Origin of the sequence: Actinoallomurus iriomotensis (genome assembly GCF_030269445.1) — a bacterium.
GTDB lineage: Bacteria > Actinomycetota > Actinomycetes > Streptosporangiales > Streptosporangiaceae > Actinoallomurus > Actinoallomurus iriomotensis.
This window is the reverse complement of record NZ_BSTJ01000007.1, coordinates 40159-61066: the sequence shown is the minus strand read 5'-3', so window position 1 is coordinate 61066 and position 20908 is coordinate 40159. Positions and strand designations below refer to the sequence as shown.

Genomic DNA, 20908 nt, shown 5'->3' with positions numbered 1-20908 from the left:
ATGACCTGGCCGCGTAATGACCGGGTAACCGAGCCGGAATCGCGGCGAAACGACATGTCCGTAATGTCCACGGCCATGGTGACGGCGTCGTACGGGCCGGGAGGAAGCCAGGACGCTCACGTCCGCCGTCTCCGCGACCTGCTGCGCTCCGCGATCCTGCGCGACGGTTTTCCCGCCGGACAGCTGCCCGGCGAGCCGGAACTGATGACCTCGTACGGCGTGACCAGGGCGGTCGTGCGCGAGGCGCTGGCCCTGCTGCGCCGCGAGGGACTCATCGACCGCAGGCAGGGCGTCGGCACCCACGTCGTCGTACACGCCGTCCTCGCCCGCCTGGCCGAGGCGCACGGCGCGGCCGACCCCCGGGTGGACAGCGTCTTCAACCGCCGCCTGCGACCACGGGTGCTCGACCGCTCGACCATCCCGCTGCCCGCCATCGCCGCCGAACGCCTCGGCGCGCCGCCCGGCGTCCCGTGCCTGCGCCTGGAGTACGTCGCCCTCCTCGACGAGGAACCGACCGCGCTGGCCACCAACTATGTGCTGTTCCCGGAGGCGGAGCGGCTGCTCGCCCTGCCGTTCGACACCGACTGGTACGCCCTGCTGCGGGACGCCGGAATCGGCTTGGGCGAGTCGGAGTTCGTCGTCGGCTGCGCACCCGCCGACGCCACCAACGCCCCGCTGCTCGACGTCGCCGAGGGCCCCCCGCTGATCACCATCGAACAGGTGATCCGCGACGCGACCGGCCGCGCCTTCGACCTGGCCCACATCCACACACGCGGCGACCGCTTCCTTTTCGTCTCCCGAGCCGTACGCGAACACGCGTCCGGCATCTGACCCCCACCAGACGAACCCCCACCCACCCAGACAGCCCCCGCCCGCCCAGACAGCCCCCGCCCGCCCAGACAGCCCCCGCCCGCCCAGACAGCCCCCGCCCGCCCAGGGGGGCGACCCCACTTCCATTGTCCAGCCCGGTCCCCCAGCGCGAAAAGACCTGCGCCTTCCCTGTGGATAACCGGCATCTCCCCAGTTCCCGAGGCCCTTGGAGGAGTTCCCCCATGCCCACACCCGTCACACTGACCGACGCCGCCGCCGCACTGCGCGCCGGCACCGTCACGAGCACCGAACTGACCGAGGCGGCGATCGCACGGGCCGACCGGCTCGACGGAGAGCTCGGCACGTACCTCGCCCGTTTCGACGACACCGCGCTCGCCGCCGCCGAACGCGCCGACGCCGAACTCGCCGAGGGTCTCGACCGCGGCCCGCTGCACGGCATCCCGTTCGGCGTCAAGGACATCCTCGCCGCCGCGGAGGGACCGACGACGGCGCAGAGCCTCATCCTCGATCCGGCGTGGGGCGCGGGCCGGGACGCGCCGGTCGTGGCCCGGCTGCGGGCGGCCGGTGCGGTCATCACCGGGAAGGTCACCACCATGGAGTTCGCCTGCGGCATGGTCGACCCCACGAAGCCCTTCCCGGTCCCGCGCAACCCCTGGGATCCGCGGACCTGGCCCGGCGGCTCCAGTTCGGGCACCGGCAACGGCGTCGCGGCGGGGATGTTCTTCGCCGGGCTCGGCACCGACACGGCGGGCAGCATCCGCATTCCGGCGGCGTTCTGCGGGGTCACCGGCCTGATGCCGACGTTCGGCCGGGTGCCCAAGTCCGGCTGCGCGCCGCTCGGGTACAGCCTCGACCACGTGGGCCCGCTCGCGCGCAGCGCCCGTGACTGCGCGAGCGTCCTGGAGGTCATCGCCGGGCACCATCCCAGCGACCCGGACTGCGTCGACCTCCCGCTCGCCCCGCCGGAGTTCGGCGGCTCCCTGAACGGCCTGCGGATCGGGGTCGTCCGCGACCACCACTTCCCCGAACGGTCCGATCCCGCGCTCGGCCCCGTGTTCGACGAGGCGCTCGCCACCCTCACCTCGCTCGGCGCCACCCTGACCGACGTCGCGCTGCCGTACTGGCCCGAGATGCTGACCGCCAACCTCGTCACCATGTGCGCCGAGGCGCTCGCGTACCACCGCAACGACCTGGTCGAACGGTGGGCCGACTACTTCGCCTCCACCCGTCTCCTGCTCGCCCGTGGCGCGCTCGTGTCCGGCGCGGACTACGTCCAGGCCCAGCGCGTACGGAGGGTGGCGCAGGACGCCGTGGCACGGCTGTTCGAGGAGGTGGACGTCATCGTCTGCCCCACCACGGCCCTGCCCGCGCCCCGTTACGACGACATCACCGACGCCGAGGGCACCATCGACGTCGAGGCGATGTTCGAGTTCATCTTCACCCAGTACTGGGACTGCGTCGGCAACCCGGTCCTCGCCGTGCCGATGGGATTCACCGCGGCGGGGCTGCCGCTGTCGATGCAGCTCGCCGGGCCGGCGTTCGCGGAGGCGACGATCCTGACCGCCGGCGACGCGTTCCAGCAGGCCACCGACTGGCATCGCCGCGTACCCGCCATGGCCGACGACTCCGCCGCCGCGACGCCCGCCGCGGTCTAGTTCCGAGGAGGAGACACGACATGACAGTGAACGACTCGACGGCCGACCCCCGGCTCGTCACCGAGATCGGCATGGCGCTGACACGAGGCGGCCTGCCCGCCACGGGTCCGGAGATCGCCAAGCTCGTGGCCGGCTACCACGCGCAGAACCTCGGCGTGGCGATGCTCTACGCCGTCCCCGAGGCCCGCTACGCCGATCCGGGTCTCCGTTTCCAGGCCGGCGCCCGGATCATCGACTGGTCGGACTGAGTTCCGCCGTGGGCCGGACGGGCGCGACCGTCCGGCCCACGGCGCCTCCCGGCTTGACCTTGACGCCGGTGTCAGGGGGTAGCGTCGCTGACGCCAGAGGGCGGGAGGAGCCGATGCGGATCGGTGAGCTGGCCGAACGGGCCGGTGTGAGCGCACGCGCGCTGCGCTACTACGAGCAGCAGGGGCTGATCTCGGCGCGGCGTGCGGCCAACGGCTACCGGGAGTACGACGAGTCCGACGTCCGGCTGGTCGCCGAGATCCGATCGCTGCTGGCGGTGGGCTTCACGCTGGAGGACGCCCGGCCGTTCGTGGACTGCCTGCGGGCGGGTCACGAGGCGGGGGCCTCGTGCCCGGAGTCGGTCGCCGTCTCACTGCGGAAGCTCGCCGAGATCGACGCGGAGATCCGCGCGCTGATCCGGCACCGCGCCGAGGTGACCGCTCAGCTGACGTACACCTGTCCCGGCTGCGACCTGTTCCCGGCGGAGGGAAACGACGGTCCTCGCCCGGCGGGTACGCCACGGCGGCAGGCCGCCACCGGTCGTCTCGCGGGCGGAGTGACGCCTCCCCCACCCGACGACCAGGCCGGTTCCTGAACCGGCTCGACGCGGAGGCTGGAATGAAATTCGCGATCAGCTACAGCACCCCCCAGTACGGCGCCGACCCGGACCGGATCACGGCCTTCGCCCGGCACGCCGAGGACTGCGGCTTCGAGTCGTTGTACCTCCCGGAGCACATCGCGCTGTATCCCGGCGCCACGATCGGGCCCGCCGAGCTCCCGACGTCACTGCCGTACGCCGACCCGCTCGACTGCCTGGCCTTCGTCGCCGCGGCCACGCGGCGGATCCTGCTCGGTACGGGCGTGCTGCTCCTGCCCTACCACCATCCGGTCGTCCTCGCCAAGCGCCTGGCGACCATCGACGTCCTGTCCAGGGGACGGATGCGGCTGCTGACCGTGGGCCTCGGCACCCTGCCGGGTGAGGCCCGGGCGGTCGGCGTCGACTTCAGGACCCGCGGCCGTCGCGCCGACGAGGCGATCGACGTGCTGCGGCTGCTCTGGGGCGGCGGCGAGGAGGGCGTCGGCTTCGACGGGGAGTTCTTCGCCTTCGAGAACCTGTGCAGTTTCCCGAAGCCGTTCGGGGTCACCGAGCTGCCGATCCACGTCGGCGGGTCGAGCCGGGCCGCCGCGCGCCGCGCCGGGCGGCGCGGTGACGGCTACTTCCCCGGCGGTGCGCTCACCCCGGACGAACGCGCCGCCCGGCTGGAGCTCGCCCGGTCGTCCGCGGTCGAGGCCGGCCGTGACCCGCAGGCGCTGGAGTACACGCGATGGGGATCGATCGACATGCCCGCCGAACGGGTCGAGGCGTTCGCCGCGGAGGGCGTGACACGCATCGTCGTCGGCGTCACCGCCGCCGAACCGGACCGGCAACGCGACGAGATGTCGGCGTTCGCCGAGCGCTTCGGCCTCTCCGGCTCTCCCGCGACGCGGTGAGCCGGACGCCGGTCAGGGCAGCAGTACGGCGTACTCCAGACCGGTGGGACCGGCAGGTCGTACGCCGGCCCGCGCATACCGAGCGATCCTTGAACCGTCACAGTCCGGTGGCCTCGGCGGGAACGTTCGCGGGTTCCGGGCGACCGGCCGCCGTACGGCGCTCGGGGGCGGTCAGCCGGGTGACGCCGAGCACGATGGCGGCGAGGACGGCGGCGGCCGGGGCCAGCCAGAGCGTCCCGGCGACCGAGAGCACCACGCCGCCGAGCGTCGCGCCGACGGCCGTGCCCACGTAGGCCATCGCCCCGTTCAGGCTGAGCGCGACGGCGGCGACGTCGCCGCCCGCCACGAACACCCGGTCCGCCTGCGGGATGAACAGGAAGGATCCGATGAGGCCGAGGACGAACAGCGCGGCGAGCGTCGGCACGAACCAGTGCTGGACGACGCTCAGGACGACGTTCGCGCCGACCGCCACGGCCAGCGCGGCGGTGAGGGACGTCAGGGAGTCGAACCGGTCGGCGAACCGTCCGACCAGGCGGTTGCCGATGAAGAAGCCCGCCCCGAAGACGCACAGCGCGGCCAGGACGGCGCCGCCGGCCGAGGTGCTCACCCCCACGACGACCGCCGCGTACGCCGACACCAGGTAGAGCGGCGCGAGCACGAGCGCACTGACGACGAGCAGGATCAGGATGCGCGGGTCGACGAGCACGGCGAGCCTGCTGCGCAGTGACGTCGCCGGCAGGGTGACGGAGGGCAGGCCGGCCGCGGCCAGCACCGCGGCGGCGGCCGCGAGGGCGGCGATCGTCCACATCGCCCCTCGCCAGCCCAGCCACTGCCCGACCAGCAGCCCGAAGGGCACGCCGAGCACCGAGGCCAGGCTGGAACCCGCGCCGATCACCGCGAACGACCGGGCTCTGCGGTCCGGCCGGGACAGCACACCCGCCACGGCGAAGGCGTTGGCCTGGAACGCCGCCGCACCGAGCCCGGCGACGACGCGCCCGGCCAGCACGACCGCGTACGAAGGACCGGCCGCCTGCAGGACCATGCCGGCCAGGAAGGCGAACATGCCCGCGCCGATGACCACGCGACGGTCCATCCGGCCGGTCGCCGTGGCGATGATCGGCGATCCGACCGCGTAGGCGACCGCGAACGCGGTGGTCAGCTGGCCGGCGGTGGCGAGGCTCACGGACAGGTCCGTGGCGACGTGAGGAAGCAGCCCCGGCAGCACGAAGCCGTCGACGCCGAGCACGAAGGTGCCGACGGCGAGGATCAGCAACCGCCAGACGCCAAGTTCATTCGATGATTGTCGATCGGTCACACGATGGGACGTTAGGCTACGATTCGATGAGCGTCAAACAATTGAGAGGAGGCGACAGATGCCGCGCACGCTGCCCGAGCCCTCGGTCGACTCCTTCGACCTCACCGTCATCCTCAGCGCACTCGCCGACCCCGGCCGGCGGGCGCTCATGACCGCGCTGTACCAGAGGCCGGATCCGATCGACTGCTCCGTGCTCGCGGAGGAGGCCGACCTCGGCCTGAGCAACCCGACCATCTCGCACCACTACCGCGTGCTCCGCGAGGCCGGTCTGACCAGGACGCTCGTCGTGGGACGCCAGCGGATCGTCAGAGTGCGGCGCGACGACATGGAGAAGCGGTTCCCCGGGCTCCTCCAGGCGGTCCTCGGGGGCGAGTGAGCGCGCCGCCTCCCGAAAATTCACTTTCCTCGCGCGTCGGCCGCTGCCACAATCCGCAGCGGAGGTAAGTAACCGCAGTGGCCTTTGAACCTTACCGACGCGTGCTGGCCGTTCCGGGGGTCCGGCCGCTGCTGCTCGTCGGCATCCTCGCCCGCATCCCCGTCGTCGCCATCGGGGTGACCCTGACCCTGCACGTGATCACCGGCATGAAGCTCGGCTTCCTCCAGGCGGGCCTGGTCGGCGCGGCCTCGACGGGCGGTGTGGCCCTCGGCGCGCCGATCACCGGGCGATTCGTCGACCGGCACGGCCTGCGGCCGGTGGTGGCGGTCACCACGGTCGCCCAGCTGATCTTCTGGTCATCGGCCGCGTTCCTGCCGTACTGGCCGCTGGTCGGCGGGGCGTTCGCCGCCGGGGTGCTGGCGCTGCCGGTGTTCAACGTGATCCGCCAGTGCCTGGCCGCGGCCGTCCCGACCGAGCGGCGTCGTGCCGCGTTCGCGCTCGACGCGATGCTCGTCGAGGTGAGCTACATGGTCGGCCCGGCCGTCGCGGTCGCCGCCACGACGACGTTCGGCAGTGACCTCACCATGGCTCTCGTGGGACTGGGCCTGGTCGGGTCCGGTACGGCCCTGCTGGTGCTGAACCCGGCGACGCGCGGCGGAGACGAGCCGGAGGCGGGCGGGGCCGCCGTCCCCCGGCGGCAGTGGCTGACTCCCGCTCTGCTGGCCCTGTTCGGGGTGACGTTCGCGGCGACCTTCGTGCTGACCGCGACGGAGCTCAACCTGGTCGCGGTGCTCAAGGCCGACGCCGCCACCCGGTGGACCGGTCTGGCCATCGCCGTGTGGAGCCTGTCGTCGCTGGTCGGCGGCTTCGCGTATGGCTCGCTGCGCCGTGGCCTGTCCCCGCTGGTGACGATCGGCTGCATGGCCGCGCTCACCGTACCGGCCGGCCTGGTCGGCCTGGTCGGTCCGTGGCCGCTGCTGTGCCTGGCCCTGGTGCCGTCCGGGATACTGTGCGCCCCCGCCCTGTCCACCACGGTGGACACCCTCAGCGGATGGGTGCCCGCCGCCGCCCGCGGCGAGGCCGTGGGCCTGCACAGCACCGCTCTGACCTTGGGAATCGCCGTGGCCAACCCCGTCACCGGCTTCCTCATCGACCGTACGGGCACCGGCTGGGCGTTCGCGGTCACGGGCCTCGGCAGCCTCCTCGTGGTCGGGCTGGCCGTCCCGCTGTGGCGGCGCGCTCCCCGGCCCGCGCAGCCAGAGGCCGTCGCCGCCACGGCCGGTTGAGGCCGGGGGTCAGGCGCCGCCCCTCGCGCACAGGCCACCGTCCAGGGTGAGGATGACGCCGCTGGTGTAGGCGGACCGCTCGGAGGCCAGGAAGGCGATCGCGTCGGCGATCTCCCGCGGCTCGGCCGCCCGCCCGTACGGCAGGCCGGCCATCAGCTCGCGGTATCGCCCCTCGTCGCCGAGGCGCGTACGGGCGCGGGTCTTCATCAGTTCGACGATCCGCTCGGTCGCGACCGGCCCGGGGTTGACGCCGACGACGCGGATGTTGTCGTCGCGCAGGCTCCGCCCGCCCAGGGAGCGGGTGAACGCCATCAGCGCGGCGTTGCCGGAACTGCCGGCGATGTAGTCGAAGTCGAACCCCTCGCCCGCCGCGCCGATGTCGTTGACGATGACTCCGTGCCCGCGCGCCTTCATCCGCGCGTAGACGAGCCGTGTCAGGTTGATGTAGCCGAACACCTTCAGCTCCCAGCCGTGCCGCCAGGCGTCCTCGTCGACCAGGTCGAGGGATCCCCCGGGGATGTCGCCCGCGTTGTTGACGAGGATGTCGATGCCGTCGGTGGCCTCCGCGAGCCGGGCGAGGTCGCCGGGGTCGCGCAGGTCGGCGGGGTGGACGTCGACCGTCACCTCGTGCCGCTCGCGCAGCCGCTCGGCGAGCGCGTGGAGTCCGGCCTCGCCGCGCGCGGCGAGGTGCAGATGGCAGCCCTCCTCGGCCAGCACCTCGGCGGTCGCCGCGCCGATGCCCTTGGAAGCACCGGTGATCAGAGCCTGCTTGCCGCGAAGGGCGAGATCCATGGCCGTAGTCCTTTGCTGTTCGTGACAATCAACCGAGCGCACCCGCGACCGGCCTCGCGAGCCGGCCGTACTCCGCGAGACGCCCGCCCAGCTCGACCGCCGCGGGTACGACGGACCGCGCGTCGTCCGCGGCGCCGGTGTCGGGCTCGGCTCCCTCTACCGACGCCGGCCGACCAAGTATGCGCCGGCCGTCGACGCGTCGCGCACGGCCGCCCCGGCACGCGAGGTGTGAGGCGAAAGGTATGCGGCGGGGTGCGCGCGAGGATCCCGGGCGCGAGATTCGCGGCGTCGCCGGCGCTCTCCCGCCGCCTCCTCGGCGGGCCGGGACCGGGAAATCGGGTTGATCCGCCGTCCGGGCGGGGACAGCATGCGACCTGTGAGATCGCGCGAGATCAGGGCCGACTACGACCGTACGTCGATCGTCGTGTACCAGGCGTACGGGCCGCACATCGGACGGCCGGCGGTCGAGCAGGGGCGTTTCGTGCCGCCGTTCTCCCGGACGCGGATGACCTGGATCAAGCCGTCCTTCCTGTGGCTGATGGAGCGGAGCGGCTGGGCTCGCAAGGCCGGGCAGGAGATGGTCCTCGCCGTACGGATCTCCCGCGAAGGCTGGGAGGAGGCGCTGTCCCAGGCCGTACCCACGAGCGCCGACCGCCGCGTCCACCGGGACAATGACGAGTGGCGTGCGGCGTTCCGGCACGCTCGCGTGCACGTCCAGTGGGATCCGGAGCGGACGCTGCGCGGGCGCGCGCTGGACGCGCGCAGCATTCAGGTGGGGCTCAGCCGGCATGTCATCGACCGGTACGCCGATGAGTGGACCCTGGACATCCGCGACCTGACGCCGACGGTGCACCGGATCCGGCGCCTGCTCGGCGACGGCCATACCGCCAGAGCCGCCGCCCTCCTCCCCCGAGAGCGCGTCTATCCACTCCCGGCCGAACTCGCCCGGCGCATCGGCGCCGACGCGTGACCGACGGCTCCCCGGCCGGGAGCCGTCACGCCTGGTACGGCAGACGGCTCGCCATTGAAGTTCGTGGCACGAACTAATACAGTTCGTGCCACGAACTTGCTCTTTTTTGGGGGGAATCATGGGCAGAACCGTCGCGGTCGTCGGCGGAGGCTATGGCGGCGCCGCGGTCGCCAAGGCGCTGGACGAGGAGACCGACGTCGTACTGGTCGAGCCGAAGGACGCGTTCGTGCACGCCGCCGGATCGCTGCGCGCGCTGGTCCGGCCGGAGTGGGCGGGCAACATCTTCTTCCCGTACGCCCGGCTGCTACGGCGCGGCACCGTCGTCCGCGAACGGGCGGTGTCGGCGGACGCGGGCGGCGTCACGCTCGCCTCCGGCCGGCGTGTCGACGCGGACTACCTCGTCCTGGCCTCCGGCTCGACCTACCCCTATCCGGCCAAGATGGACACCGACGACTCCGGCGAGGCACGGGAACGGCTCCGCGCGACGCACAAGGGACTGGCCGACGCGACACGGGTGCTGATCACCGGGGCCGGGCCGGTCGGCCTGGAGCTCTCCGGAGAGATCAAGGCGGTATGGCCGGACAAGCACGTCACGGTGATCGACCCCGTCGGTGAGCTGGTGCCCGGCTTCGCCCCGGAGATGCGGGCGGACCTGCGCCGCCAACTGGACGCGCTGGGCGTCGAGGTACGGCTCGGCACCACGCTGCTCACACCGCCACCGACCGAACCGGGCGAGCCGAGGCCCTTCACCGCCGACGTCACCGGCGGCACGATCTCGGCCGACATCTGGTTCCGCTGCCACGGCGTACGCCCGAACAGCGACTACCTCGACGGCACCCTGACCACGGCCCGCAACGCGCGCGGACAGGTACGGGTCACCGAGAAGCTCAACGTCGACGGCCACGACCGCGCCTACGCGATCGGCGACCTGACCGATCTCGACGAGGCGAAAATGGCCGGCCACGCGATGCGGCACGCCGAGGTCGTGGCACAGAACATCCTCGCCCAGGTACGGGGCGAGCCACCGGCGGCGATCTACGAGCCTTCCAGGATCAACGCGATCCTGCTTCCGCTGGGCCCGACCGGCGGCGTCGGCCAGATGCCATCCCCCGACGGCCCGGCCGTACTGTCCGCGCTCGCGGTGAGCGAACGCAAGGGCACGGACCTGTACACGGGCCGATTCACCGCCCTGTTCGGCACCGCCTGACCCAACCCGGCCGAACGCGCGATCGACTTGTCCACAGCCGCCAAGGCACCCTTCCGCGAACGGATCCGAGCCCTGGACAATGGGAATGGGATGGAAACCCCGGGCGGGAGGGCTCCGCCACCGCACGGCTCCGCCACCGCACGGCTCCGCTGCCGCACGGCTCCGCTGCCGTGAAGGGGCTCTGTCATCAGCGGGCGTTGGTCACCGAGCCCGGGGCGTTGGCGGCTCGGGTCAGCTCTGGGCCGGGGGCACCGCGCCGAAGTCCATGAAGACGACCGGCACCCTGTTGTCGAACACGACTCTGGCGAGCAGGGCGGACAGCACGCGGCGGTCGGTCTCGTCGAGGTTCTCGGCCAGGCTCTCGACTCGGCGCGTGGTCTCGGCGTAGAACTCCTTGGCCAGCCGGGCGCCCTCCGAGGTCAGCGCGACGCGTACCGCGCGTGCGTCTTCCGGGTCCGGCTCCCGGCGCACCAGACCGCGTTGCGCGCTCCGGTCGACCAGGCCCGTCAGGCTCGACTTGGCCAGGCCCAGCACGCCGCCCAGCTCGCTCATGCCGTACGGCCGCGGCATCAGGACGCACAGAAGCTGTCCCTGCTGAGGGGTCAGGCCGTGCTCGCGGCTCGACTCGGCGTACACGGCGTTGACCAGGAACGATGAGCGGACCAGGGCGGTCGCGACACCCATCCGTTCGCCCTCCGCCTCGCTCATTCGCCCACGATAACACCGCCGGTTCGCGGCACGAACTTTCTAGCAAGGATGTCGACGCCGCAGGTCACACCTGACCAGACGGCGGGGCGCCATCGGCCCCCTTCGCCGTCCCGAGGTCGCCGGGTCGAGCCGGCGACCGCCGCCCGTACCTCTCTCGCCACTTTTTATGAGCGCGTTCAACCGTTATCGTGGCAGTAGGAAATGGACGGCCGGCAACTCTGTTAAATGGATGTTAATTGTTCGTGTCTTTCCGGATGAAAACGGAGAACTGTCGGCGAATTCTTGGTGAACCCCGGGTGGCCGGCCTGGTCGGCGCGGCCATCATCACGCCGACCTGCGATGGCATGCCGACGACCGGAGGGAAGTAGCCCATGTCCGGATACCTGGCGCATCCCAAGACCTGGGTGGGGTCGGGGCGCGGGATGCTGGATTCGGGAGACACTCTCGGCACGGTGGTTGACGCCTTGTGTTATGGCCTGATGGGCACGGGCGACTGCTGGGGTCAGGACGACATCGGCCGCGCTTTCTTCAATGGTGATGAAAAGACGCCGGGGTATGGGGCGTCGCGGACCCAGGTGCTGGACGCGCTGGCGGACATGGTGAACCTCCTGCGCGCCACGGGCGGGATGCTGATCGTTTCGGGTCACACCTATGCGCTGGCGGAGGAGGCGAGCACCGTCGGGTCCGCGTTGCCGCCGGGAGCGGACAAGGGGGCGTTGGCGGAGACGCGGCCGTACACGTTGCCGCCGGAGACGAAGGCCTTCCCGCAGTCGGACCCGGAGCCGTCGTCGTTGTCGCAGATGGCGGCGTTCCTGGAGACGCTGGTGGGCGGGTGCCCGTGGCCGGACGGGAGTCTCGGCTATATGAGCGGGCTGGCGCGGGAGTGGCGGATCGCGGCCTATCAGGTACGGCTGGTGGCCGAGGACGTGTCGGGCCACGCGCGGGCGGTCACGGCGAACAACGCGGGTGAGGCGACGCAGCAGTTCGCCTCGTACGCGGACGCGCTGCAGGGCGGCGGGGAGGAAGGCGGCCTGGTCTGGCTGGCGGAGGCGTGTGAGGGCCTGGCGGGCTCGGTGGACAACCTGATCGCGCAGAAGAAGGCAGCGCGGTTGCAGTGGACCCTGACCCTGGACTTCCTGGTGGCGACCTGGGCGATCGCCATGGCCTGGTCGGCGTTCACCGCGGGTGGGTCGGTGGAGTCGGCGACGTTGGTGTCGCGGGCCGCGGGCCTGACGCTGAAGCAGTTCTTGCGGAACGTGGCCAAGGCGGTGCTGATGGGCGCCTGGTACGCGGGGGGAATGGACGCGGCGGGACAGTACGCGCGCATTCAGTACGGGCTGCAGGACGGCTTCGACGGGGGCGAGTTCCTCAAGGCCGTGGGAGAGGGCGCGATCGCCGGTGCGGTGATGGGCGGCGCGGGCTCGTGGGTGGCGAAGCGGGGAAACCGGCTGACCACGGCATTGGCGAACCTCATGGGCGCCGACGGATTCAAGGGCGGGGCCGCGCGGTTCCTGTTCTCCGGCACGACGGGTACGGCGGGCAACCTGGCGGGCCAGGAGGCGGTGGAGCATCACATGGATGTGGGGCAGGCGGCCGCGTTCGGCTTCGGGATGGCCGCGCTCGACGCGGGCAAGCACGGGGTCGCTTCGGCCGCGCTCTCCGGGAAGAGGGGCTCCACCGGCACTGGTGGCGACGAGGTGGTCGAGGGCGAGATCGTTCCCGACGAGCCGACGCCCCCGCCCACCGGGCCGTCGGCCCGCCCCCACGACTTCTACTCCGAAACCGGCGAGGGCTACGACCATGAAGGCGAAGTCGTCTCCGATTCCGGATGGCAGCTCGAGCCCGGGCCTTCCAGCAGCGAACCGGCCCGGCTCACGACCGGCCCCACCGGGCCCGTACCGCACACCGAACTCGCCAGGGCCCCCGAGCCGCCCGCCTCTCCCTCCACCGGCCGAACACCGCCCGGCCACGGCGTGGGAACGGTCCATCCCGACACGCCGACTCCCAAGCCGTCCGCTCCCGTGGTCCCCCACGCTGGAGACGTTCTCGTCGCCGGCCCCCACCCGGAGAACTCCGCGTCCGCCGGGTCGTCGTCGAACGGCGGCTCCGGGAACCGGATCGCCGACGTCCTGAACCGCCCGGTACGCCGCGGCGGGCAGGCGGTGACGCCCGAGCAGCCGCCGCCTCACGAGCAGGGCACCGCCGCTCCGGCACAACCGCTCCAGCCGGGCGAAGGCGCGTCCCCTGCCGGTTCCGCGGGAGGCACCCACGGAACATCGGGTGACCGCCCCGAGGTCATCTGGCCGGACTACGCGAAGGACGGCGTGGCCGGGGACGGAATGGACGTCCGGACCGCCGAGCTTCCCGCCGACCCGCTCGCCGCGGCCCGGCGCTGGGGCAAGGGCTTCGCGCCCGATCTGGATCCGCGCGTCCGCGACGCGATCGAACGGCACCTCGCGGACGTGCTCGCCGACGGGAGCCCGGACCGGTTGCTCGACCTGCTGAAGAACGGCGAGACCTTCACCGTACGGGGCAAGGACGGCAAACACGCGGTGACGCTGTGGCTCAACCCCCGCGATCCGGTCCACCTCCAGGGGACCGGCGGAGCCCGCAAGTACTCGGTCGAGTTCGGAAGCTGGGAAGCGGCGGTACGGGAGGGCCGGAGCAACGAGAAGGATGCTTCGATCGGCGCCGCGCACAACGAAGAGATCTCCGACATGACCGACGACAATGCCCTGCCCGGCGTCGCACGGTCGAAGACGTCGAGTGAGACCCACGCCAGAGTGACGCGTGTCATGCCCGGTCACAAGGTGATGGTGGCCGCCCACGACGCCTTCGACGTCCGCGGATCGGTCGAGGTGTACCTCGACGGGGCCAAGGTCGCGAACGACGCCCGCGTCCCGGACCTTTCCATGACCATCGCCTACCCGGAGAACTTCCGGGGAGAGAATCCGGCCGACGGCACGCTGCCGCCGCTCCCCCGGCACGCGGTCCCGGACGACAGGGCGGGCGCGGTACGGCCGTACCGTCCCATCCTCACCGCGGTGGACAACCGCCCGATCGTCGCGAAGCTGGTCAGCCACGCCATCGCCAAGGGCATGCGGCCCGAGGCCGCGAAGGAACTGGCGAACAGGCTGGCCGCCGGACCACTCGGCCAGCAGCAGCTGGCGAACCAGGGCGCGGCCCTGCTCGACGGTTTCAGCGTCGGCGGCATCGAGGTCCGGGCGAAGGTCGTGCGTATAGAGCATCTGGCCAGGACCCACGGGACGATCCGGGACGACCTCGCGACCAGCACGATCCACCGGGACGGGGAACGCAGCAAGGCGAAGTGGCAGGCCGCGGGCCGGATCAAGATCAGCTGGTTCTTCGACCCGTCCGGCCGGACCCTCAAGTGGTCCCTCGGCGGGCACTACCAGAAGGGCCATATCCACGTCACCATGAACACCGACACGAGCATGGTGAAACTGACCGCGCTGCAGAAGCAGGTGCCGCTCGACGTGTACCGCGCCCGGCTGGAAGTCGAGATCAAGTACAAGGACCTGGGCACGTTCACGACCGAGGCGCCGAGCTGGCTGACCGTACGAGCCGAGGACGCCGCCCAGATGGAACGCGACATCTGGGGCGCGGAGAAGACCGACGGCCTTCTGCCGCCCCCGCCGAGCGCCCATTCCGCGGCACCGGCCCTGGCGCATCACGGGCCCGCGCGGATCCCGGAGGAACCACCGGCTCTGGCCGCCGGCCGTGGTACCGGCCGGGCGACCCTGCACGAGCTGCCCGGAGCCGAACGCATCGTTCCGCAGATCAGGGAAACGGTCACCGGCGCGGTCCCGGGCCTCACCGACGCGGATTCCAGCCGCCTCGCGGAACTGCTCGCGCCCTCGTTCGGCCAGAGAGGTCTCGAAGGACGCACGGTCGCCGATCTGGTGAACGGCGTGGACTTCAGCGCCGTGGTCAAGGGGCATCGCGTCGACGTGTCCCTCACCGCGAATCTGGGGGACGTCGTGAGCCGCTCCACGTCCGACGTCACGGTGAACACCCGGGACCTCACCATGTCCGGGGTCGTGGTGGGACACGGCAAGGTCTTCGGAGTCGGGGCGGACACCGTCGGCGCGGTGGAGCTCAAGCTCGACGGCGTGGCCGACATGCCCGGCAGCCCTCGCCTCCGCCGGCTTCTCGCACCGCTGAAGTGGGTCAAGGTCAGCCCCGCCAAGCTCACCGGAAGCGTGGGGCTCGACCGGACCAGGGGCGACGAGCTCGTGAAGAACATGACCACGTACTCGCGGAGGGAGACGAGCGGGCCGACCATAACGATCAAGAAGAGCGTCTCGTACACGGCGCGGGTGCGGGTTCACGGACCGGACGGGTCCCCCATGACGGACGTCTCGTGGAACATACACGGGAAGGACATGACCGCCAATGTCCTGGTGCCGGAGGTGCACGTCCCCCGCGGCGCCGACGCCGACGTCGCCGACATCGGCCGGCTCGAACGGACCACGGACTTCCCCGAGAACTCCCTGGACCTGTCCGGTCAGGTCACCGGCATCACGCCGACCATCGCCGCCATCCGGGGCCTGGACCTGGAGGTCGCCAGAACCCTGGCGGACCTGAACGGCCACGAGGCTCCGCACGACCGCCTCGACGTTCCCCTGCGGATCCGCGACGCGACCCAGCCCTCGCGGCTGCAGACCGACTTCGGCAGGTACACGGCCCCCGGCGGTCTGAAGATCCCCGTCGGCGAGACGGCGGACGGCTGGCAGCAGGCCGTACGGATCGAGCTCAGAGTCGGTGCCCCGCGCGACCAGTTCCCGGTCCGGGGGATCGAGAGCGAGCACTACCGCACCACGGGCTATGAGGGCGTCGCCACGACGGAGGGCGGCTGGCACCTGGCCGGGCAGGCACGGCTCCTCGGCGTCCACGTCCACGCGGGAGACGTGGAGGGCCTGCACGAGGTCGGCCTCACCCGGGGCATCGGACGGAACACGAGCGTCACCGCGGCGGAGGGCTCGACCGGCGTCCTGCGCGGAACGTACTCGGATGAGAGCGTGTCGCACATCATCGACCGCGCGGACCTGCACATCAAGGTCACGCCGGTGCGCTGGAAGGGGCACACGGTCGAGGAGGGCACGCCCGTGCACCTTCGCGCCCACGAGAGCGTCGACCTGACCATGCCCGACCGCATGGCGCAGAGGCACGCCCTCGCCGGGCCGCCTACGGCCGTGGTCCCGGCGACCGAGCCGCGGACCTATCTGCCCGAGGCGGCGATGCCGTCGGCGTTCCCCGAGGTCGTGGAGGCGCCGCACCTGCTCGACCGGATCGTCGGCGCGCTCGAGGACGCCGGGACGCTCTTCGAGGGAGAGCGCCTCACCGCGAGCCAGAACATGCGGATCCTCGAGAAGCGGTTCGCGCCCGAGGCCCTCGCCGCGGACCTGCCGACGCTGGTCGACCACGGTGTGACACAGGTGTTCCACACGCCGATCGGCGACGGCCACACCCGTGTCACGCGCGTCTCCGTCCGTGCTGAGCTGAACGAGGGCAGGCACACCGGCGATCGCCCCGAGCTCCGTCAGATGATCCGGACCCAGCCCGAGGACGCGACCAGCACGACGAGCAAGGCCACGTCCAGCCGCGGGTTCAAGTGGCGCGTCCGCGGGATCGTCGGCTACCACGACGTGGGCATCGGCGGTCAGCACACGTACGGGAGGAGCTCCCAGACGGAGACCGGCCACAGCGCCAGGGAGAGCCGGCGACGGTACGACCGGCGCCAGACGCTCGAGGGCTCGCAGGAGTTCACCCACGACGTCGACTTCGAGGTCTCGATCCGGTCCGTGGACCTGCCGGCCAGGGTCGCCGAATCCCTGGTCGACACGGCCCGGAACGCCAGCGGCTGGGTCGCGGCGCGGACCGGCAACCGTACCGCCGCGGCGTTCGGCGACCACCGGCAGAACGTCCGAACGCACACCGAGCACACCTCCGGCCGGATCGTGGTGGCGGTCTCCAACCACCTCACCCGGCCCGCCACGGCGGGCGAGCCGGTGCCCGGATGGAGGCCGGTGGCCGGCGAGGCGCACCGCTGGGCGAGGTACACCCCGCCGCTGGCCCACCAGGCCACGCTGCTCGAACCCGGCCTGCTCCACCGCATCGCGCTCCCCGGGGCGCCGGCGATCCGGGAGATGGCCGCGATGGCCGCGGTGCCGAAGAAGCTGCGCGGCCCGGTGCCGCAGCTGTCCGAGCCGCTCCGGGAACCTGAGCTCAACCGGTACCTCGACGCGGACCTCGATGAGAGGTTCAGCGAGCGGAACCTGCTGGCCCACGTGGACCAGCTCCTCGCCCATGAGTTCACCGTCGAGGGCGGTGACCACCGTCCGGGCGAGAAGATCCGGCTCGGGATCAACATCTCGAGTCTCGTCAAGGTCACCGACGCGACGTACAAGATCCGCATGTACCAGCAGGACACCACGCTCCACAAGGACACCCAGGCACAAGGGAGGAGCACGAACCACCAGACCGGCGTCTCGGGCGGCCCGGAGGTCCTCACGGGCCTGGGCAGCCGGGGCGGCGAACGCGGCACGACGTTCTCGAACGACGCCGGCGCCACCGACATCCGGGAGCGGGACGAGGAGGCGGTCTCCCCGACCAACCTCTTCGCCGCCAACGTGACCGGGGTCGCTCACCTGCCGGACGGCACGGACCTGCTCGTGGACATCCCGCGCGGGTTCTACCTGGCGCTCACCGAGGCCGACCTCGCCTTCCTCAGAAGCCGGCACCCCTCGTTCACCATCGTGGCGTGAACGGAACGCGGAGCCGTCAGCGGCGCCCGCGGCGGGTGACGGTACGGACCAGGTCGCGGGCGCGGTCGGTCACCGAGGCGAAGACACCGAAGATCATGTTGCTCTTCGCCGACTCCACGCCCGGGTGCGGGTGCGTGGGCGCCATGGCCTCGGCCGCCTTGATCGCGGCGGCCAGCCCGCGCAGCTCCGCCTGACCGCGCCGGCTCAGCACGGGGAACTCCTGCTGCTCCTCGCGCTCGGCGTGCTCGAGAACCGCCGCGCGGAAGCGCGCGAACATCGGCGGGAAGCTCGGGTCGTGGGTGCCCATCCGCTCCAGGTCACGGAGCATGATCTTGCCCCGCTTCTCCTCCTCCAGCAGCCGGTCGACGATCTGGTCGCCGCGCGGGGCGATGCGCCGGACGATCGGGTGGACGACCTGCTCCTCCGCGGTCTCGTGCACGGCGAGCAGGCGCCGGAGGCTCTCGAACGCCTCCTCCCGGCGCCGGCCGGTGTTCGCCTCGACCCGGTGACAGAGGCGGCGGATCTCCTCGTGCTGACGCAGCAGCAACGCGACGGCGCCGGTCTGCGGCATCGTCTCCGGACGTTGGGCCATGGCCGGACTTCCTTTCTCCGCGCATCGCCGACTCGCCCAGGGACCTACCCGGTGCCGATCGGCGAAACCCTGAGCCCGCCCAGGTCACCACCGCAGGACGCTGGCGGACAGGGTGAGCGCGAAGGCGACGCCCACGAGCACGAGCATCGCCCAAGCCTGGGCCCGCAGCCGCCGGCGGAAGCGCGGCAGCTCCTCCGGAAGGGCGAAAACGCGAGCCGGCCAGTGCCGCCAGGAGACGTTCACGAAGACGCCCGTGGCGGCGGCGTACGGCACGAGAGCGACGGCGTAGGCGGTCGCGACGGCCGGCCAGGTCGCCATGACGGCGACGGCGCTGAGAGACAGCCCGGTCACCACCGCGACGACGCCACGCCGGTTGCCGTGGGCGAGCACGAGGAGGAACTCCTCGCGGCGGCTCTCGTCGGTGAAGAAGCGCGCCACGCGAGGCTGGACGACGAACATGCTGTAGGCCATCGAGCCCAGCCAGACGGCCGCGATCGTCAGGTGGACGATGGCCGCCGGCATGCACGACACCGTACTCCGGGTAAGAGCCGGACGGCATCGGTGCCGGGAAGCGGGCGCGGCCCGTGCCCGCCACGCCGCGGGGACCGCGGGCGGGAGGAGGCCGTCGCCGTGACTCCGCTCAGAGCTTGGTCATCTTGTTGTACGGCGCCGTGATGCGCTCGCGGCGCGGGCGGAAGTCGACGAGTACGGCGACGTCGTCCTCGACACCGATGACGACGCCGAGGCCGAACTGGTCGTGGACGACCTGGTCGTCGACGGCGAACCGCTCGACCGGCGGAGCGTCGGCCGGAGGCTTGAACGGGCTGGTGGGCAGATGTCGCCGGTTCGCGGCGCGGGGTGGCTTCACTCTTCTCAGTATGGTCCTGTGCGGCCGCCGAGGATACGAATACCGTCAGGCCGGTCCACTAATTCACGACGCGGCGAAACTCGCCGGCCGGGTTCGGAGGCGGCCTCGCGGCGGTTCACACCGCCGCCGGGACGGCGAGACGCGCCGTCGACGGGGTGGTGGCGACGACCCGAGGGTCCACCTGAAGACGCGTCACGCCGAGCGGCGCGAGCATCGCGCGCATCGCGCGTTCGTGCAGCCGGATCCACGCCTGGCCGGCGCCCATGGCCTCGACCAGGCGCGCCTCGGTCGTGAAGGCGATCCCGACCCGTTCGCCGTTGGGAAGCCGGCCACAGCGGAGCGAGACCATCCCTGACCCGCTCCGTACCGGCACGACCATTAATCCCGTTTCGCTCATGACGGTCACGCTAGGGACGCATCAGACATCCCGGCGGCCCGTACACGGAGCCTTCACAGCGCCGCGGCGGTCCTTAACGCGACGCGAACGACCCGTCGCCCAGCTCCGCCAGCAGCGCGGTGAGCGTGGGCCCGAGCGGGGCGTCGAACGTCACGAGGGCGTGCTCGTCGCCCCGGGTGACGCCCTGATTGATGATGGCCACCGGGATGCCGAGCCGGGCCGCGTGGCGGACGAACCGGTAGCCGGACAGCACCGTCAGCGACGACCCGAGCACGAGCAGCAGCCCCGCGCGCGCGGTCAGCGCGTAGCACTCGTCCACCCGCGACTTCGGCACGTTCTCGCCGAAGAACACCACGTCGGGCTTGAGCAGGCCGCCGCAGTCGACGCAGTCCACCACGCGGAACGACGCGACCTCCTCGTCCGCGAGGACCGCGTCGCCGTCGGGGTTGATCGCGCTGACCTCGGCGCTCCACGCGCGGTTCGCGGCGGCCAGGCGTTCGTCGAGGACCTCGCGGGAGGTGCGCCGGCCGCAGCTCAGGCACATGACCCGGTCGAGGCTGCCGTGCAGTTCGATCACGTGGTGCCCGCCCGCGGCCTGCTGCAGGCCGTCGACGTTCTGGGTGATGATCCCGCCGACGAGACCGCGGCGCTCCAGTTCGGCGACGGCGCGGTGCCCGTCATTGGGCGCGGCGCGCGCGACGTGCCGCCAGCCGAGGTGGCTGCGCGCCCAGTAGCGGCGGCGGGCGGCGGCGCTCCCGGTGAACGTCTGGTAGGTCATCGGCTCGGCCCGCCGCTTCCGGCCGGTCTCGCCGCGGTAGTCCGGGATACCGGACTCCGTCGACAGGCCGGCGCCGCTGAGCACCACCACGTCGCCGTCCGCGACGAGGTCGGCCAGTGCCGCCAGGCCTGCTCGGGCGCGCTCCGGCGCGTCCCGGCGTTCGCCCACAGTTCCGGTCGCATCACTCATGTCGCTCATGTAACGCCATGGCCCGGCGATGCCTTCCCGGCCGTACGGCCGAGGGCGTTAGATGGGCGGCATGTGCAGAAGCATCAAGACCCTCCGGCCACCGATGACCGATGAGGTCACCGACGACGACATCCGCGCGGCCGCGCTGCAGTACGTACGCAAGATCTCGGGGTTCCGCAAGCCGGCGGCCCACAACGAGGCCGTCTTCGAGCGCGCGGTCGACGCCGTGACGCGGGCCACCGCCGATCTCCTGGCCGACCTCCAGGTCCGTGGCGCCCGCACCTGACGCCCGAGTGGCCACCGGCGCGCGACGCGTGTTATCCACAGCCTGTGGACAACGGAGTCGGGCCGGATTCCGGGGATCGTCTCCCCGGACCGGGCCGGTCCGGCGCGACAATGTCAGCGGATGCCTGCACAAT

Annotated in this window: 19 protein-coding genes; 11 read left to right on the top strand and 8 right to left on the bottom strand. The window is 71.9% G+C overall.

Annotated features, from left to right (window positions below; genetic code table 11):
* The first annotated feature begins 75 nt into the window (after nucleotides 1-75).
* The 5 genes from QSK37_RS26920 (at nucleotide 76) to QSK37_RS26900 (ending at nucleotide 4223) form a co-directional block, all read left to right on the top strand.
* Entirely contained in the window at nucleotides 76-831 is a 756-nt protein-coding gene (locus QSK37_RS26920) for a GntR family transcriptional regulator (RefSeq protein WP_285626322.1), read from the top strand.
* Nucleotides 832-1052: 221 nt separating this feature from the next.
* Complete coding sequence (locus QSK37_RS26915; RefSeq protein ID WP_285579555.1) at nucleotides 1053-2486, top strand: amidase; 1434 nt, start codon at nucleotides 1053-1055, stop codon at nucleotides 2484-2486.
* A 20-nt stretch (nucleotides 2487-2506) separates the two neighbouring features.
* Nucleotides 2507-2734 carry a hypothetical protein gene (locus QSK37_RS26910; RefSeq protein ID WP_285579552.1) on the top strand — a complete coding sequence of 76 codons (228 nt, stop codon included), beginning with the start codon at nucleotides 2507-2509 and terminating at the stop codon, nucleotides 2732-2734.
* A gap of 113 nt (nucleotides 2735-2847) precedes the next feature.
* On the top strand, nucleotides 2848-3327 hold the full coding sequence (locus QSK37_RS26905) for a MerR family transcriptional regulator (RefSeq protein ID WP_285626319.1): 480 nt from the start codon (nucleotides 2848-2850) through the stop codon (nucleotides 3325-3327).
* Between the two features lie 23 nt (nucleotides 3328-3350).
* The gene (locus QSK37_RS26900) at nucleotides 3351-4223 is read left to right on the top strand and encodes a TIGR03619 family F420-dependent LLM class oxidoreductase (protein WP_285626316.1); all 873 of its coding nucleotides are present in this window, start codon (nucleotides 3351-3353) and stop codon (nucleotides 4221-4223) included.
* A 97-nt stretch (nucleotides 4224-4320) separates the two neighbouring features.
* Here QSK37_RS26900 and QSK37_RS26895 read toward each other — a convergent pair whose 3' ends face one another.
* The gene (locus QSK37_RS26895; RefSeq protein WP_285626312.1) at nucleotides 4321-5496 is read right to left on the bottom strand and encodes an MFS transporter; all 1176 of its coding nucleotides are present in this window, start codon (nucleotides 5494-5496) and stop codon (nucleotides 4321-4323) included.
* 100 nt (nucleotides 5497-5596) lie between these two features.
* On the opposite strand from QSK37_RS26895, the gene QSK37_RS26890 reads away from it, so the two are divergent.
* Both QSK37_RS26890 and QSK37_RS26885 read left to right on the top strand, forming a co-directional pair.
* Nucleotides 5597-5914 carry an ArsR/SmtB family transcription factor gene (locus tag QSK37_RS26890; protein ID WP_285626310.1) on the top strand — a complete coding sequence of 106 codons (318 nt, stop codon included), beginning with the start codon at nucleotides 5597-5599 and terminating at the stop codon, nucleotides 5912-5914.
* A 101-nt stretch (nucleotides 5915-6015) separates the two neighbouring features.
* On the top strand, nucleotides 6016-7200 hold the full coding sequence (locus QSK37_RS26885; RefSeq protein ID WP_285626306.1) for an MFS transporter: 1185 nt from the start codon (nucleotides 6016-6018) through the stop codon (nucleotides 7198-7200).
* Between the two features lie 9 nt (nucleotides 7201-7209).
* On the opposite strand, the gene QSK37_RS26880 is transcribed toward QSK37_RS26885, so the two are convergent.
* On the bottom strand, nucleotides 7210-7992 hold the full coding sequence (locus QSK37_RS26880; RefSeq protein WP_285626304.1) for an SDR family oxidoreductase: 783 nt from the start codon (nucleotides 7990-7992) through the stop codon (nucleotides 7210-7212).
* A gap of 367 nt (nucleotides 7993-8359) precedes the next feature.
* Between QSK37_RS26880 and QSK37_RS26875 the strand changes: the two genes are divergently transcribed.
* Complete coding sequence (locus tag QSK37_RS26875; RefSeq protein WP_285626301.1) at nucleotides 8360-8962, top strand: DUF4291 domain-containing protein; 603 nt, start codon at nucleotides 8360-8362, stop codon at nucleotides 8960-8962.
* A gap of 118 nt (nucleotides 8963-9080) precedes the next feature.
* On the top strand, nucleotides 9081-10169 hold the full coding sequence (locus QSK37_RS26870) for an NAD(P)/FAD-dependent oxidoreductase (RefSeq protein ID WP_285626298.1): 1089 nt from the start codon (nucleotides 9081-9083) through the stop codon (nucleotides 10167-10169).
* Between the two features lie 231 nt (nucleotides 10170-10400).
* Here QSK37_RS26870 and QSK37_RS26865 read toward each other — a convergent pair whose 3' ends face one another.
* Entirely contained in the window at nucleotides 10401-10877 is a 477-nt protein-coding gene (locus tag QSK37_RS26865) for a MarR family winged helix-turn-helix transcriptional regulator (RefSeq protein WP_285626296.1), read from the bottom strand.
* Nucleotides 10878-11248: 371 nt separating this feature from the next.
* On the opposite strand from QSK37_RS26865, the gene QSK37_RS26860 reads away from it, so the two are divergent.
* Entirely contained in the window at nucleotides 11249-17665 is a 6417-nt protein-coding gene (locus tag QSK37_RS26860) for a WXG100-like domain-containing protein (protein WP_285626294.1), read from the top strand.
* A gap of 16 nt (nucleotides 17666-17681) precedes the next feature.
* On the opposite strand, the gene QSK37_RS26855 is transcribed toward QSK37_RS26860, so the two are convergent.
* The 5 genes from QSK37_RS26855 to QSK37_RS26835 form a co-directional block, all read right to left on the bottom strand.
* Nucleotides 17682-18257: a hemerythrin domain-containing protein gene (locus tag QSK37_RS26855; RefSeq protein WP_285626292.1), complete on the bottom strand. Its 576-nt coding sequence runs from the start codon at nucleotides 18255-18257 to the stop codon at nucleotides 17682-17684.
* Between the two features lie 84 nt (nucleotides 18258-18341).
* A complete protein-coding gene (locus QSK37_RS26850; protein WP_285626290.1) occupies nucleotides 18342-18779 on the bottom strand; it encodes a hypothetical protein in 438 nt (145 codons plus the stop codon).
* Between the two features lie 118 nt (nucleotides 18780-18897).
* The gene (locus QSK37_RS26845) at nucleotides 18898-19125 is read right to left on the bottom strand and encodes a hypothetical protein (RefSeq protein WP_285579528.1); all 228 of its coding nucleotides are present in this window, start codon (nucleotides 19123-19125) and stop codon (nucleotides 18898-18900) included.
* A 115-nt stretch (nucleotides 19126-19240) separates the two neighbouring features.
* Nucleotides 19241-19522, bottom strand: a complete 282-nt coding sequence (locus QSK37_RS26840) for an SAV_915 family protein (RefSeq protein WP_285626288.1) — start codon at nucleotides 19520-19522, stop codon at nucleotides 19241-19243.
* 73 nt (nucleotides 19523-19595) lie between these two features.
* Nucleotides 19596-20489, bottom strand: a complete 894-nt coding sequence (locus tag QSK37_RS26835; RefSeq protein ID WP_285626286.1) for an NAD-dependent protein deacetylase — start codon at nucleotides 20487-20489, stop codon at nucleotides 19596-19598.
* Between the two features lie 70 nt (nucleotides 20490-20559).
* On the opposite strand from QSK37_RS26835, the gene QSK37_RS26830 reads away from it, so the two are divergent.
* Nucleotides 20560-20775, top strand: a complete 216-nt coding sequence (locus tag QSK37_RS26830) for a DUF2277 domain-containing protein (protein WP_285626284.1) — start codon at nucleotides 20560-20562, stop codon at nucleotides 20773-20775.
* Nucleotides 20776-20908: the final 133 nt, after the last annotated feature.